This window comes from Streptomyces sp. MI02-7b, from assembly GCF_033793585.1.
Classification (GTDB): domain Bacteria; phylum Actinomycetota; class Actinomycetes; order Streptomycetales; family Streptomycetaceae; genus Actinacidiphila.
This window is the reverse complement of sequence record NZ_JARAWX010000031.1, coordinates 1-14,697: the sequence shown is the minus strand read 5'-3', so window position 1 is coordinate 14,697 and position 14,697 is coordinate 1. Positions and strand designations below refer to the sequence as shown.

14 protein-coding genes and 1 pseudogene are annotated in these 14,697 nt (G+C 73.9%); 6 read left to right on the top strand and 9 right to left on the bottom strand.

Features of this window, described 5'->3' with window-relative positions:
• Positions 1-57: 57 nt before the first annotated feature.
• Complete coding sequence (locus PV364_RS35100) at positions 58-1,185, bottom strand: glycerate kinase (RefSeq protein WP_319664781.1); 1,128 nt, start codon at positions 1,183-1,185, stop codon at positions 58-60.
• Between the two features lie 85 nt (positions 1,186-1,270).
• A complete protein-coding gene (locus PV364_RS35095) occupies positions 1,271-1,975 on the bottom strand; it encodes a class I SAM-dependent methyltransferase (protein ID WP_319664779.1) in 705 nt (234 codons plus the stop codon).
• Between the two features lie 120 nt (positions 1,976-2,095).
• On the opposite strand from PV364_RS35095, the gene PV364_RS35090 reads away from it, so the two are divergent.
• From PV364_RS35090 to PV364_RS35075, 4 genes are read left to right on the top strand one after another with little or no spacing between them, the layout of a single operon-like run.
• Positions 2,096-3,160, top strand: a complete 1,065-nt coding sequence (locus PV364_RS35090; protein WP_319664778.1) for an ADP-ribosylglycohydrolase family protein — start codon at positions 2,096-2,098, stop codon at positions 3,158-3,160.
• 9 nt (positions 3,161-3,169) lie between these two features.
• Complete coding sequence (locus PV364_RS35085; protein ID WP_319664777.1) at positions 3,170-4,168, top strand: ketopantoate reductase family protein; 999 nt, start codon at positions 3,170-3,172, stop codon at positions 4,166-4,168.
• On the top strand, positions 4,161-4,577 hold the full coding sequence (locus PV364_RS35080) for a hypothetical protein (protein ID WP_319664776.1): 417 nt from the start codon (positions 4,161-4,163) through the stop codon (positions 4,575-4,577). The genes PV364_RS35085 and PV364_RS35080 overlap by 8 nt, the downstream gene beginning before the upstream one ends.
• 56 nt (positions 4,578-4,633) lie before the next feature.
• Entirely contained in the window at positions 4,634-5,140 is a 507-nt protein-coding gene (locus PV364_RS35075; protein ID WP_319664774.1) for an NUDIX hydrolase, read from the top strand.
• 20 nt (positions 5,141-5,160) lie between these two features.
• Here the strand turns inward: PV364_RS35075 and PV364_RS35070 are convergent, their stop codons facing one another.
• A complete protein-coding gene (locus PV364_RS35070; RefSeq protein WP_319664773.1) occupies positions 5,161-6,954 on the bottom strand; it encodes a gamma-glutamyltransferase family protein in 1,794 nt (597 codons plus the stop codon).
• Between the two features lie 40 nt (positions 6,955-6,994).
• On the opposite strand from PV364_RS35070, the gene PV364_RS35065 reads away from it, so the two are divergent.
• Positions 6,995-7,813 (top strand): nucleotidyltransferase domain-containing protein, encoded by an 819-nt coding sequence (locus PV364_RS35065; protein WP_401978496.1) that lies wholly within the window; start codon positions 6,995-6,997, stop codon positions 7,811-7,813.
• 128 nt (positions 7,814-7,941) lie between these two features.
• On the opposite strand, the gene PV364_RS35060 is transcribed toward PV364_RS35065, so the two are convergent.
• Positions 7,942-8,355 (bottom strand): peptidase inhibitor family I36 protein, encoded by a 414-nt coding sequence (locus tag PV364_RS35060; protein WP_319664772.1) that lies wholly within the window; start codon positions 8,353-8,355, stop codon positions 7,942-7,944.
• A gap of 452 nt (positions 8,356-8,807) precedes the next feature.
• Here PV364_RS35060 and PV364_RS35055 point away from each other — a divergent pair, with 452 nt between their 5' ends.
• Positions 8,808-9,554, top strand: coding sequence for an SIR2 family NAD-dependent protein deacylase (locus tag PV364_RS35055; protein ID WP_319664771.1), 747 nt, complete (start codon positions 8,808-8,810; stop codon positions 9,552-9,554).
• Between the two features lie 30 nt (positions 9,555-9,584).
• On the opposite strand, the gene PV364_RS35050 is transcribed toward PV364_RS35055, so the two are convergent.
• The 5 genes and pseudogenes from PV364_RS35050 to PV364_RS35030 form a co-directional block, all read right to left on the bottom strand.
• A complete protein-coding gene (locus PV364_RS35050) occupies positions 9,585-10,568 on the bottom strand; it encodes an aldo/keto reductase (RefSeq protein ID WP_319664769.1) in 984 nt (327 codons plus the stop codon).
• Between the two features lie 63 nt (positions 10,569-10,631).
• Positions 10,632-12,065 (bottom strand): NAD(P)/FAD-dependent oxidoreductase, encoded by a 1,434-nt coding sequence (locus PV364_RS35045; protein WP_319664768.1) that lies wholly within the window; start codon positions 12,063-12,065, stop codon positions 10,632-10,634.
• Complete coding sequence (locus PV364_RS35040) at positions 12,062-12,880, bottom strand: inositol monophosphatase family protein (RefSeq protein WP_319664767.1); 819 nt, start codon at positions 12,878-12,880, stop codon at positions 12,062-12,064. Before PV364_RS35040 ends, PV364_RS35045 begins: the two co-directional genes overlap by 4 nt.
• A gap of 84 nt (positions 12,881-12,964) precedes the next feature.
• Positions 12,965-14,503 carry an NCS1 family nucleobase:cation symporter-1 gene (locus PV364_RS35035; RefSeq protein WP_319664766.1) on the bottom strand — a complete coding sequence of 513 codons (1,539 nt, stop codon included), beginning with the start codon at positions 14,501-14,503 and terminating at the stop codon, positions 12,965-12,967.
• 16 nt (positions 14,504-14,519) lie between these two features.
• A pseudogene (locus PV364_RS35030) lies at positions 14,520-14,697 on the bottom strand (TIGR03842 family LLM class F420-dependent oxidoreductase); the annotation flags it as partial.

Sequence of the window (14,697 nt, the reverse complement as noted above, 5' to 3'; positions counted from 1 at the left end):
CCCGAGCCGGGTACGGCTCGGGGCCCCACGTGTCTGCGGCGGCCCGGACGCGACGGCTCAGAGCAGGACGTCGCGCGCGATGTCGACGGCGAGCCGTTCCAGCAGCGGCCCGGCCTCGGCCATGCAGCGCGCCGGGTCCGGCTCGATGTCGGTGAGGGCGTACGCGCGCCGGATGCCCGCGGTGGTCAGCGCGGCCGGCGGCAGGGCGAGGCGCCCGCAGACGGCGACCACCTCCACGTCCCGGGCGCGGGCGGCGGCCGCCACACCGGCCGGGGCCTTGCCGTGCAGGGTCTGTTCGTCCAGGGAGCCCTCGCCGGTGATCACCAGATCGGCTCGTTCGAGCGCCTCCGCGAAACCGAGCATGTCCATCAGGACCTCCACCCCGGGCCGGAACCGCGCCCGCAGCCCGACGAGGGCGCCGAAGCCGACACCGCCCGCCGCGCCCGCGCCGGGCGCCTCGGCCGCCGCGGCGGCGTCCAGTACCTCGGCGAAGCGGGCCAGGGCGGTGTCCAGGGTCGCGACGTCGTCCGGGGTGGCGCCCTTCTGCGGCCCGTAGACCGCGGCCGCCCCCTTCGGGCCGAGCAACGGATTGTCGACGTCGCTGGCGAGGACCACCTCGGTGTCCGCCAGGCGGGCGTCGAGTCCCGACAGGTCCGCCGTCGCCACGTCGGCGAGCGCCGCGCCCCCGGGACCCACCGGCACACCCCGCGCGTCCAGCAGCCGGGCGCCGAGCGCGGCGAGCATGCCGGCGCCGCCGTCATTGGTGGCGCTGCCGCCGACCCCGAGCACGAGGGAGCGTGCCCCCGCGTCGAGCGCCGCGCGCAGCAGTTCGCCGGTGCCATAGGTGGTGGCGGTCAGCGGGGCGAAGACCCCCGGCGGCAGGTGCCGCAGCCCGGAGGCCTCGGCCATCTCGACGACGGCGGTGCCACCGCGCAGCGCGTAGGCGGCCGTGACCGGCTCCCCCAGCGGTCCGGTGACCTCCACCAGACGTCGTTCGAAGCCCGCCGCGACGGCGGCGTCCACGGTCCCGTCGCCGCCGTCCGCGACAGGTACGGACTCGACGACGACGTCCGGGGCGGCGCGCCGCAGCCCGGCGCCGATCCGCTGGGCCACCTCGACGGCGGTGAGTGAACCCTTGAACTTGTCCGCGGCGATCAGTACTCGCGCTCGCCGTGTGTCCGTCACATTGATCTCCCTTACCGCAGGTCGCGCCGCTTGGACCCTATCCCGGGCGCTCCGCGCTGCCCAGCGGCCCCCGCGGCGGCCGACGTCAGGGAGCGGGGCGGTAGTAGGCGGCGACGGCGGGCTGACCGGTCCAGTTGGGACCGGCCTGGGGGTCCGCCCCGAGGTAGTGGAAGGGCAGGTGGACGGCCAACGGTCCGCGCAGGGTGAGCAGGTGCCGGCGGGAGTCGTAGGTGAAACCCGCCGACCGCAGGGCCGCCAGCACCGGGCGGCCGGCCGGCGAACCGTCGGCATGGCGGACCGAGCCGGGGTCCAGGTGCGCGACCAGCACCCCTCGGGAGCCGAGCCAGGAGGCCGCCCGGGAGAGCAGACCGAGCCGGTCTCCGACGTAGTGCAGCCCGTGGACGCAGGTGATCAGGTCGTACGACCGCCGGGGTGTCCAGCCGGCGACCGAGGCCGTCACGAGCTCCACCATGGGCGGCGCCGGCACCGGGACGAGGGGGCCCACCAGGTCGACGCCGGTCAGCACCGCCGTCGCCGGGAGCCGCGCCGCGGCCTCGCGCAGGGCACGGCCCTCCCCGCTGCACAGGTCGAGCCAGGAAGGCGACGCGTACCGGGCGAGCAGGTCGTCGACCGGATCGAAACCGAGCTCACGGGCGTAGCTGTTCACACCGGACAGGCCGCGCTCGCGGTTCATGGTGCTGTTGGCGACCACGGTGGACCGCTCCAGCTCACCGTCGGGCAGCAGAGGCGGCGTACTCGTCGCGGTGGCCGGACCTGAGGCTTCTGACACCCGGTCATTGTCCCAGCGCACCCCTTGCGCCTGCGGGGCGGAGGCAGGTGCCCGGCGACGCGCCGCGGCCGCGGCCCCGGGCTGCCCGCCGGAGCCGTGCGGTTCCGGTAGACCGGGGGCATGACGTCACCAATCCCCGGCCTCCAGGACAGGGTCCTCGGCGGCTGGCTGGGCCGCATCGCCGGCAACATGCTCGGCAAGCCCGTCGAGCGCGGCGACCACTGGACCAGGGACCGCATCGACCGCTACCTGCGCAGGGCGGACGCCCTCCCGCTCACGGACTACCTCCCCGCCCTGTCGCCGCCGCCGGACCCCGACGAATTCGACCTGCGCCCGGAATGGCCGCAGTGCACGCGCGGCGGCATCGACGGCAGCGTGCGGGACGACGACGTCGACTACGCGATCCTCGGCCTGCACCTGCTGGAGACGCACGGGACGGACTTCACCACCGAGGAGGTCGGCGAACTGTGGCTGCTGCGGCTGCCCTACCTGCAGACCTTCACCGCCGAGCGGGCCGCGTACCGCAACCTGGCGAGCGGTATCGGTCCCCCGCTCAGCGCGACGGTCGACAACCCCTACCAGGAGTGGATCGGGGCCCTCATCCGCGCCGACGTGTACGGCTGGACCTCTCCCGGGGACCCGCGCCGCGCCGCGTCGCTGGCCCGGCGCGACGCGGTGCTGTCGCACACCGGCAACGGCGTCTACGGCGCGATGTGGGCGGCGGCCCTGATCGCGGCCGCGTTCACGGCGCCGGACGCGCGGACCGCGCTGGAGGCGGCGCTGACCGAGATCCCGCCCGGCTGCCGGCTGTCCCGCACGGTGCGGCGCACCATGGCGCTGCACGAGGCCGGGCTCGGCTGGGCGGACACCCTGGCGGACCTCGACCAGGAGGCCGGGCACCTGCACTGGATCCACGTCGTGCCCAACGCCGCGGTCATCACCGCCGGACTGCTGTACGGGAAGGGCGACTTCACGTCCACCATCGCGCTGACCGTGCGCGGCGGCCTCGACACCGACTCCAACGGCGCCACGGCGGGCTCGGTGGCCGGCGTGCTGTGCGGGGCCGCCGCGATCCCGCCGCAGTGGACGGAACCGCTGAGGGACCGGGTGCGCAGCGCGGTCTTCGGCTTCGACGGGGTGGCGATCGGCGAACTCGCCCGACGCACGGTCGCCCTGGTGCCGTAGGGTCCGCGTGTGCGGTACATCATCATCGGCGCGGGCGCCGTCGGCGGGTCCATCGGCGGACGGCTGTTCCAGAGCGGGCACGACGTCGTCCTGGTCGCCCGGGGCGCGCACGGCGCGGCGCTGCGGGAACACGGACTGACCCTGCGCACGCCCGACGCGGCGCTCGACCTCGCCGTCCCGGTCGTCGACGGACCGGACGCGCTCGACCTGCGCGACGACGACGTCCTGATCCTCGCCGTGAAGACCCAGGACACCGCCGCCGCACTCGACGCCTGGGCGCCGGTGGCCCAGGGGCTGCCACTGGTGTGCGCGCAGAACGGCGTCGCCAACGAGCGGCTCGCGCTGCGGCGCTTCCCCGACGTGTACGGCATGTGCGTCTGGCTGCCGTCGGCCCACCTGGAGCCCGGCGTGGTGGTCGCCCCGTGCGCACCGCTCACCGGCATGCTCCACCTGGGCCGTTACCCGCACGGCACGGACGCCACCGCCGCGCGCGTCGCCGCCGACCTGGAGACGTCCCCCTTCCTGCGCGCGCCGGTCACCGAGGACGTGATGCGGTGGAAGTACGCCAAGCTGCTGACGAACCTGGGCAACGCCGTCGAGGCGCTCATCGGCCGTGACGCTTCCCTGGCGGCCTTCCACCGGCGGGCGCGTGCCGAAGGCGCGGCGGTGCTCGACGCGGCGGGCATCGCGTACGCGGGCGAGGCGGAGCAGGCCGCGATGCGCGGCGACCTCGTCACAGTGCGCCCCATGGAGGGCGCCGCCCGCGGCGGCGGCTCGACCTGGCAGAGCCTCAGCCGCGCGACCGGCTCGGCCGAGGCCGACCACCTCAACGGCGAGATCGTCCTCCTCGGCCGCCTGCACGGCGTCCCCACTCCCGTCAACGACACCCTCCGCCTCCTCCTCAACCGCGCCGCCCGCGCCCGCCAAGCCCCCGGCAGCCTCCCGCCGGCCGCCCTCGCGGCGGCGGTGGAGGCGGCCGAGAAGGCCTCCGGTCTCTGCGGTGACTGACCTGCCGGAGCACGCGGCGGTGGAACTGCCCAAGGGGTCCTGGTGGGACCGGGACGTCGTCGCGTGGCAGCCCGGCGAGTTCAGGCTCGCCGCCGGCCACGACCTCACGTACCACCACGGGCTCGAACCGGTCTTCACCGATCCGCTGCTCGTGGCCTGCCCGGCCTCCTTCCACGACCCGGAGTTCCGCGCACCCGCGCCGGACGGAGTCCTCGCGGTGGAACGGCGGCTCGGTGGGCGGCCGGCCGTCCTCGTGGCCTTCGAGGCGGGCGCGGGCGGTCCCGGCCCTGTCTCGTGCCTGGTCGCGGCGGAACGGCTCGACGTCGTGCACGGGACCGTACTGCGCCACTGGCGTGCGGACGCCGCCGCCGGTCAGAGGTTCGCCCCCTGGGTGCGGCGCGAGAAGTGACGGGGACGTCCCGGCGTCCTTGGGGCCGCCCCCGGTGGCCGATTAGGTTGGGACCCGTGACAACCTCCGACTTCGCCGCGTACATCGACAGCCTGCCCAAGATCCTCGCCGGCGCGAGCACACTGTTCCGTGACGCCGACGGCCGCATCCTGATCGCCGAGACCACCTACCGCGAGGACGGCAAGTGGGTGCTGCCCGGCGGCACCATCGAGTCCTCCGACGGGGAGACGCCGCGCGAGGGCGCGCGGCGCGAGACGCTGGAGGAGATCGGCCTCGATGTCGAACCCGGCGATCTCCTCGTCATCGACTGGGTCCAGGGCATGGGGCGCATGCCGCTCGCCTCCTTCCTCTTCGACGGCGGCGTGCTCGACGACGCCTCGCTCGCCGCCGTACGCCTCCAGGCGGAGGAACTCTCCGACTGGCGCATGGCCACCCCCGACGAGGCCGAGGCCTACCTCTCCCCCGGCCTCTACCGCCGCGTCCGGGCGGCCCTGGCCGTCGTCGGCACGGTCTCCGCGCCCGTCGAGCTCGTCAACGGCCTCCCGCCGAGGCCGCGGACCTGAGACGGCACCGGCACGGACCCTCAGCGCCCGACCGCGTAGCCCTGCATGCCCCGGGGGTTGGCCGCGGCCGACAGGACGCCGGTGCGGGGGTCGCGCGCGACGGCGCAGAGGCGGCCCTCGGACCAGGGCGCCGCGATGGTGAGGTCGTGGCCGCGGCGGCGCAGGTCGGCGATGAGGGACTCGCCGAGGCGGGACTCGACGGTGAGGGAGCCGGGGTGCATGGCACGGGGGTGGAAGGAGCTCGGGAAGCCGTCGGTGTGCCAGTTGGGGGCGTCGATGGCGCCTTGGAGGTCCAAGCCGCCGCGGACCCCGTCCCGCAGAGCGACGGCGAGGAAGAACGCCAGCGACCACTGGTCCTGCTGGTCGCCGCCGGGCGTGCCGAAGGCCAGCACGGGCACGCCGTCGCGCAGCGCCAGTGACGGTGTGAGGGTGGTGCGCGGACGGCGGCCCGGGGTGAGGGAGTTGGGCAGCCCGGGTTCGAGCCAGGTCATCTGGAGCCGGGTGCCGAGGGCGAAGCCGAGGCCGGGGATCGCGGGACTGGACTGGAGCCAGCCGCCGCTGGGGGTGGCGGCGACCATGTTGCCCCAGCGGTCGACGACGTCGAGGTGGCAGGTGTCGCCCCGGGTGGCACCGTCGTGCGCCACGGTCGGCTCGCCGACACCCATGGCGTCGAACGTCGCCTCGGCGCCCGGGTCGTGGAGCGGGAAGCGCGGCAGCCGGGGGGTCCGGCCGCCCGGGCTGCCGGGCCGCAGGTCGTACGAGGCCCTGGCCGGGTCGATCAGGGCCCGGCGGGTTTCGTTGTAGGCGGGCGAGAGCAGTTCGCCGAGGGGGACGGCTGCCGGGTCGGCGTCGCCGTACCAGGCCTCGCGGTCGGCCATGGCGAGCTTGGTGCCCTCGACGAGCGTGTGGACCCAGTCCGCGGTGCCGTACTCCGGCATCGCGTCGGCCTCGGGCAGCAGCGCCAACTGCTGCAGCAGGGAAGGGCCCTGGCTCCAGGGGCCGGCCTTGCAGACCGTCCAGCCGTTCCAGTCGTGGGTGACCGGGTCCTCGTAGCGGGCCTCGTAGCCGACGAGGTCGTCCCCGGTCAGGGTGGACGCGTGCCGCTCGCCGGAGGTGTCCATGGCCGGGCGGGCGGCGAAGTCCACGACGGCCTCGCCGATGAAGCCCTCGCGCCACACGCGCCGGGCGGCCTCGATCTGTGCCTCCCGGTCGCTGCCCGCGGCCTGTGCGTCACGCAGCAGACGCCGCCAGGTGGCGGCCAGTTGCGGGTTGCGGAGCAGCTCGCCGGGGCGGGGGGCGGGCAGGTGGAGCTCCGCGGAGGTCGTCCACTCGGTCTCGAACAGCGCGCGTACGGACTCCACGGTCGCGCCGATCGCCTCGACCGCGGGGTGCCCGTGCTCGGCGTAGCCGATGGCGTACGACAGCACGTCGTCCAGCGGCTTCGTGCCGTGGTCGCGCAGCAGCACCATCCACGCGTCGAAGGCACCCGGAACGGCCGCCGCCAGCGGTCCCGTACCGGGGACGAGGTCGAGGCCGAGCGACCGGTAGTGCTCGACGCTCGCGCCCGCCGGGGCCGGTCCCTGGCCGCACAGCACGCGCACCTCGCCGCCCGCCGGGGCGAGGACGATCGGCACCTCGCCGGCCGGTCCGTTGAGGTGCGGCTCCACCACGTGCAGGACGAAGCCGGCGGCGACGGCGGCGTCATAGGCGTTGCCGCCGCTCTCCAGGACCGCCATGGCCGACTGGGAGGCCAGCCAGTGCGTGGACGAGACCATGCCGAAGGTGCCCTGAAGCGTGGGCCGGGTGGTGAACAATTGCCTACTCCTCGCGCCGGATGGCTCCTACACTCGCACGATGCCCGAACAGCTTCACCCCGGACCCCCTGTCGCCGCCATGGCCGATGCCCTGTGCGCCGTCCCCGGCGTCGTGGGCGTCCTGCTCGGCGGCAGCCGGGCACGCGGCACGCACCGGCCGGACTCCGACTGGGACCTCGGCGTGTACTACCGCGGCACTCCCGGCACGGCGGCCCTCGCCGCGCTCGCGGAGGAGGTGACCGGCGCCCCCGTGGAGGTCGCGGGCCCGGGCGGCTGGGGCCCGTGGGTGAACGGCGGGGCGTGGCTGACGGTGGGCGGCGCCCGCGTCGACTGGATCCTGCGCGACCTGGACCGCGTGCTGCGCGTCTGGGAGGACTGCGAGGCCGGCCGCTACGAGGTGGGCATCCAGCCCGGCCATCCGCTGGGCTTCTGGTCACCGGTCTATCCCGGCGAGGTGGCACTCGGCCGGGTCCTGTCCGACCCCTCCGGTGAACTGGCCGCGCTGCGCGAGCGCACCCGGGTGTACCCCGAGCCGCTGCGCGCCGCCCTGACCGGCGCCGCGTGGGAGGCGGATTTCCTGGTGGTCAACGCCCGCAAGTCGGCGGCCGCGGGCGACGTCCTGCACGCCGCGCTGTGCCTGTCGCGGGCCGTCGGCGTGCTCGCCCAGTCCCTGCACGCCCACCACCGCGTCTGGTGCCTGAACGAGAAGGGCTCCCTGGCCGCGGCGGACGCGCTGCCCGGCGCCCCGCCCGGTTTCCGGGACCGCGCCGAGGCGGTGCTGGCCGGGCTGGGCGACCCCGTGGCCGCCGTCGAGGCCGCGGCGGGCCTGGTCGCCGAGGTACGGGAGCGGCTGGGCTGAGCGGGGAGGGGGTCAGGGCCCGCGACTGCGATCCCGTTGCGGGCCCCTGCCCCTGCGGACATCACGCGGATTCCCGCCACCGGTCAGTGCGGAAGCCGGCTATCGGCGACCCCTGCCACCGCGACCGGCTAGCACTTGCCGGGCCGCCAGGAACCGATCCTGTCACCGAAGCCCGCGGTGTTGAGGTTCGGGTAGATCTTGCCGAATCCGACCTGGAACTTCGCGCCGTCGAAGTTGTTGCCGTCGAAGAAGCAGTACGTCTGCGACGAGTTGTTGACGATGGATGAGATCTTGTTGTTGAGCCGGTCACCGCTGGTGCCCAGCTGGTATTGACCGTCACCCTGACCGAACCCGTACCAGCCGTTGAAGTCCGTGTGCTCGTAGACGCAGAGCGTGTACCCGTCACAGGACGAGTAACCGCCCGGTGCGAGGCTGAACTGGAAGAACGCAGCCGACGCCTGCGTTGTGGCGGCGGCGATCGCGGCGGTCGCACAGGCGGCCACCACGGCGGCGCGCCTCATCATCCTGAAGGTAGTCGACACTGCGAAAAGTCCTTTCTCGTCACCTCTCGCGCAAGCGGCGGCACAGCGCCGCCACCACCGAGTGGTTGAAACTGAAACCTTCTTGGGACGGCTCCAGCCGACCAGATGCAGCAGGACCGTGTATTGAACACCGATGCCAAGCTCCCTACCTGACAATCCTGTTACTGCATACACACAAGTGACGATCACTCAACTTTGTTCCGTACGCGCGTCGATACGAGTCGCCAACTCCTGATCGGGCCCTCCGGAGGCAAGGACCCCGCCACTGATGCATCATCACATCAGTGATACGTGCGTGGACTTGCACCGGAGGCCCCGCCATTGCCCCCTCAGCCCCCCGGATCGTGTCCGGGACCGGCCCCAGAGGGCGCCAGCGGAGACCCTCGCCGGCACCTCGGCGCGACGCGGAAACGCGATGGCCGCGTGCCGCCCGGTCTGCGTACGCTCGCCGCATGAACGCGAAGAAGCCGCTTGTCGCGATTCTCAGCGGCGCGGGGATCTCCACCGACTCCGGTATCCCCGACTACCGGGGCCCGAACGGTGTGTGGCGGAGCGACCCCGGGGCCGAGAAGCTCGTGACGTACGAGCACTACATGGCCGACCCGAAGATCCGCCGCAGGTCGTGGCGGATGCGGAACGACAGCCCCGCTCTGCGGGCGCGGCCGAACGAGGCGCACGCGGCGATCGTCCGGCTTGAGCGGGCGGGGGTCCCGGTCCGGGTGATCACGCAGAACGTCGACGGGCTGCACCAGATGGCCGGGCTGCCCGAACGCAAGGTGCTGGAACTGCACGGGACGGCGCGCACGGTCGTGTGCACGCGGTGCCACGACCGCGCCCCGATGACGGAGGCGCTGGAGCGGGTCCGGGCCGGTGAGGAGGACCCGGCGTGCGCGAAGTGCGGCGGCATCCTGAAATCGGCCACCGTGATGTTCGGGCAGCGGCTCGACCCGGTGGTGCTGGGGAACGCGATGGCCATCGCGAAGGGCTGTCAGCTGTTCATCGCGGTGGGCACCAGCCTGCAGGTGCAGCCGGCCGCGTCGCTCACGGGGATCGCGGCCGAGAGCGGCGCGCGGCTGGTGATCGTCAACGCCGAGCCGACGCCGTACGACCCCTTGGCGGACGAGCTGGTGCGCGAGCCGATCGGCACCGCGCTGCCCGCGCTCCTGGACGGCATCGTCCAGGAGGCGGGCACGGGCTGACGCCCGGCGCGGGCGGGTGTTCCGCGGGGGCTACCAGCGGTGGTGGACCTGGGCGCGGATGCGGGTGTCGTACAGGTCCCGCACCGCGTCCAGGGTGGCCTGCGACAGCGGGGGCAGTGCGGCGGCCTCGGCGTTGGCACGGGCCTGGGCGACCGAGCGCGCGCCGGGGATGACGCTGGTGACACCGGGCTGCTGGACGATCCAGCGCAGCGCGGTCTGCGCGGGGGTCGCGCCCTGCGGCGCCAGCGCGACGAACTCCGCGGCGGCCTCCAGCCCGGTCTCGTAGTCGACGCCGGAGAAGGTCTCGCCCTGGTCGAAGGCCTCGCCGTGCCGGTTGTAGTTCCGGTGGTCGTCGGCGGCGAAGACGGTGTCCTTGGTGTAGCGGCCGGTCAGCAGGCCGGACGCGAGCGGCACGCGCGCGATGATCCCGACGCCCGCCTCGGCGGCGGCCGGGAGCACCTGCTCCAGCGGCTTGAGGCGGAAGGGGTTGAGGATGATCTGCACGCTGGCCACGCCGGGGCGGGCGATCGCCGTCAGCGCCTCCTCGCAGGTCTCGACGCTCACGGCGTACGCGGCGATCCGCTGCTCCTCGACGAGGGTGTCCAGGGCGTCGAAGACCGCGTCCGAGGAGTACACCGAGGTCGGCGGGCAGTGCAGCTGCACGAGGTCGAGGGTGTCGACGCCCAGGTTCGCACGCGAACGGTCGTTCCACGCGCGGAAGTTGTCCAGCACGTAGTTCTCGGGGACCTGAGCGGTGCGGCGGCCCATCTTCGTGGCCACGAAGACGCCGGCGTCGGGGCGCTCGCGCAGATAGCGGCCGATCAGCTGCTCGCTGCGGCCGTCGCCGTAGACGTCCGCCGTGTCGAAGAAGGTCACACCCGACTCGACGGCGGCGTCCAGCACCGCGAGCGCGTCCTCCTCCCGCACGTCACCCCAGTCGGCACCCAGCTGCCAGGTGCCGAGACCCACGACGGACACCTTGCGGCCCGTCCTGCCCAATACGCGCTGCTCCATGTCGCCGATGCTAACCGCTGCGGCCGGCAGCCGCGGTCCGGGGCCGCCCGGGTCCGCCCCGGCTCAGTCCCGGGGGACCGCCGCGCCCAGCCGCTTCAGGACGGCGCGGGCCGCGTGGTGGCCCGGCATCCCGTGGACGCCGGGCCCGGGCGGGGTCGCGGAGGAGCACAGGAAGACGGTGGGGCGGGAGGTGGTGTACGGGTTCCACTTCGGCTTCGGGCGGAAGGCGGTCTGCAGGCCGGTGAAGGCACCGCAGCCGAAGTCGCCGCCGACGTAGTTGAGGTTGCGGGCGGCCAGCTCGGCGGGGCCGCTGACGGCGCGGGCGAGGACGAGGTCGCGGAAGCCGGGCGCGAAGCGCTCGATCTGCCGCTCGACGGCGTCGGTGGCGTCACCCCGCCAGTCGTTGGGCACGTGGGCGTAGGCCCAGAAGACGTGCTTGCCCTCCGGCGCGCGGCCGGGGTCCACGACGCTCGGCTGCGCGGTGATGAGGAACGGGACGTGCGGTGCGCGGCCGGAGACGGCCCGGCCGAGCGCGTCGCCGATCTCGCCGAAGGTCGGGCCGAGGTGCACCGTCCCGGCCCGCCGCGCCTCGGCGGCCGTCCAGGGCACCGGCCCGTCCAGGGCGTAGTCGATCTTCCAGACCGACGGGCCGTAGTGGTAGCGGTGGTAGGCGTCGCCGAGCCCGGCGATCCGGGCCACCGCCGTGGGCGAGGTGTCGAAGACGTAGGCGCGCGCGGGCGGCAGTTCGTCGATCTTGCGCACCGTGACACCAGTGTGGACGGTGCCGCCCAGCTCGCCCAGGTACGAGGCCAGGGCGTCGGACAGGCTCTGGGAGCCGCCGCGCGGCAGGGGCCACCCGACCTCGTGCCCGGCGACCGCGAACATCATGGCGATCGCGCCGGTCAGCGGGCTGGTGAGCGGGGCGACGGTGTGCGCGGCGAGCCCGGCGAGCAGCCCGCGGGCCTTCCGGTCGCGGAAGCGGCGGGCCAGCAGTGCCACCGGTGGCAGGCCGGTGATTCCGAACCGCGCGAAGCCCAGCGGGTCGCGCGGCAGGCCGTGCCACTGGGGCCGCAGGAAGTCGTGGGCGAGGGTGTCCCAGCGCCCGATGTACGGGGCGAGCAGCCGCCGGTAGGTGCCCGCGTCGCGCGGTCCCAGCGAGGCGGCGGTGGCGCCGACGGTGCGGGCCAGGACGGCGGCGGTGCCGTCGTCGAAGGGGTGGGCGAGCGGCAGCTCGGGGTGCAGCCACTCCAGTCCGTGGTCGGCGAGCGGCATGGCGTTGAAGGCGGGTGAGCCCGCACCGAGGGGGTGCACGGCCGAGCAGGGGTCGTGCAGGAAGCCCGGCAGCGTCAGCTCCTCCGTGCGCGCCCCGCCGCCGACGCGGTCACCGGCCTCGAAGACCTCGACGGACAGCCCCGCGCGGGCGAGTTCGACCGCGGCGGTCAGGCCGTTGGGGCCGGCGCCGACGACGATCGCGTCCAGGACGCGCGCCCGGGTCACCGGTCCCCCGCCATGAGGCCGACGACGCGTCGCGCGGTCGCCTCGTCGCGCGCGACCGAGAAGGGGAAGGCGTTGCCGCCCGCGATCCGGAAGGGCACCCCCGCGGCGGTGACACCGGCCCCGCCGGCCTCACCGACCAGGAGCACCCCGGCCGCGTGGTCCCAGGGCGACTCCCAGGTGAAGGCGACGGCGTCGAGGGCGCCCCGGGCGACCTCCAGGTAGTCCAGCCCGGCACAGGTGCACTGGCGCGCCGTGACGCCGTCGGAGCCGAGCCCTTCGAACTGCCGCCGCTCCTGCTCGTCCAGGAAGGAGAACTGCGAGGTGGCGACCCTCAGCGCAGCGCCCTCGACGGACCTGGCGGTGCGGATCGGCTCGCCGTTGAGCAGCGCCCCCGCGCCGCGCCGCGCCGTGGCCATCAGGCCGAGGCGCGGTACGTACGTCCACGAGGCGTGCACCTCGCCGTCCTGCGCGAGAGCGACGAGGGTGGCGAACTCGGGCCTGCCGGCCACGAAGTTGGCGGTGCCGTCGACCGGATCGACGATCCAGACCGGGTCGCCGCCGCCGATCCGGCGCAGGACGGAGGGATCGGCGTGCACGGCCTCCTCGCCGACGACGACCGAGCCGGGCAGGAGCGCGGGCAGTTCCTCGGTGAGCCGCGCCTCCGCCTCGCGGTCGGCGACGGTGACCAGGTCCCCGGGGCCGGTCTTGTGGCTGATGTCGGCGGCGGTCAGCTGCCGCCAGCGCGGCACGACCTCCGCCTCGGCCACCGCTCGTACCGCGACCTCCACGGCCTTGAAGAGTGCGTCATCGATCACTCCCCCATCAGACCAGATCGCCCCGCGCCGCGCGCAGTCGCGGTGGCATTGGCCGGTTCACGCCATCAGCGCCGTCCGCGCCGTTCACACGGTGCGCGCGTGCCGCCGGGCCGGCCACATCAGGAGCACGTAGAGCACGAAGGAGGTGGCGAGACCGACGGCCCAGCCGTAGTCGGCGAGCGGGCGCAGCGGCGGGATCAGCCCGTCGACGGGGAACGGGCCCTGCTTGGCACCCTTGGCGTCGACCTTGGAGTAGGAGCCGCCGACCGCCAGCAGGGCTCCGGCGGCGAAGGCCGCCACCGCCCGCCAGTTCCAGCCACCGCGGTACCAGTAGCGGCCGCCGCCCGACCGGTACAGCTCGGGGAGCGCGAGGTGGGTGCCCCGGACGATCCAGTAGTCGGCGATCAGGATGCCGGCGACCGTGCCGAGGATGCCGCCGACGACCCCGAGCCAGGTGTAGATGTACAGCTCGGGCGTGGAGATCAGCTTCCAGGGGAAGATCAGCACGCCGACGACGCCCGTGACGAGCGCGCCGGTGCGGAAGTTGATGATCTTCGGGGCGAGGTTGGACAGGTCGTAGGCGGGCGAGACAACGTTGGCGGCGATGTTCACGCTGATCGTCGCCACCAGGACGGTGACCAGGGCGTAGAGGAGGCCGAAGACGCTGTCCGCCTTGCCCGCCAGCTCGACGGGGTCCCAGATCGCCTTGCCGTAGACCGCCTCGGAGCCGGAGGTGACGAGTACGGACAGCACGGCGAAGAGCGTCATGGTCGTCGGCAGGCCCAGGGTCTGCCCGCGCACCTGGGCGCGCTGCCCGGCGCCGAAGCGGGTGAAGTCGGGGATGTTGAGGGACAGCGTCGACCAGAAGCCGATCATGCCCATCAGGGAGGGGAAGAAGACCTGCCAGAACTCCGGCCCCCAGCCGAGCGAGGACGGCTGGTCCAGCAGCTGTCCGAGGCCGCCCGCCTTCCCGGTGATCCAGATGAGCAGCACCAGAGCGCCGACGATGACGAAGGGCGCCGCCCAGTTCTCGAAGCGGCGGAGCGTCTCCATCCCCCGGTAGATGATGGCCAGTTCGAGCACCCAGAAGACGACGAAGCACAGCCACAGCGTCCACGGGTAGCCGCCGATCCGCGCCGCGCCGGCCCAGCCGCCCCAGATGTTGCCGAGCAGGACGAAGATGCCCTGCCCGCCGATCCAGGTCTGGATGCCGAACCACGCGCAGGCCACCGCCGCCCGCAGCAGCGCCGGCAGGTTCGCGCCGCGCACTCCGAAGGAGGCGCGGGCCAGAACGGGGAACGGGATGCCGTACTTGGGCCCGGCGTGGCCGGTGAGCAGCATCGGGGCCAGCACGATGACGTTGGCCAGGGCGATGGTGAACACCGCCTGCTTCCAGTCCATGCCGAGCGCGACCAGGCCGGAGGAGAGCGTCCAGGACGGGATGTTGTGGGCCATGCCGACCCACAGGGCCGTGAAGTTGTACGTCGTCCACTTGCGTTGGGCCAGCGGGACCGGGAGCAGGTCCTCGTTCGCGTAGCGGCCGTGCGGGGCGGCCGCGCCGGGTGCCAGCTCGACGCGGCCGTCGCTGTGCGTGATCTGGGCGGGGGCCGTGGCCTCCTGCATGCGGGCGTGTCCCCGGTCAGCCGGCGAGGGCGGGGATCACGGTCGACCCGTAGGCGTCGATGGTGGCCTCCTTGGCGTCGTGCATGTCATACAGGGCGAACTGGTCGACGCCCAGGGCCTTGAGGGCGGTCAGCTTCTCGATGTGCTGCTCCGCGGTGCCGATCACGCAGAAGCGGTCGACGATCTCGTCGGGG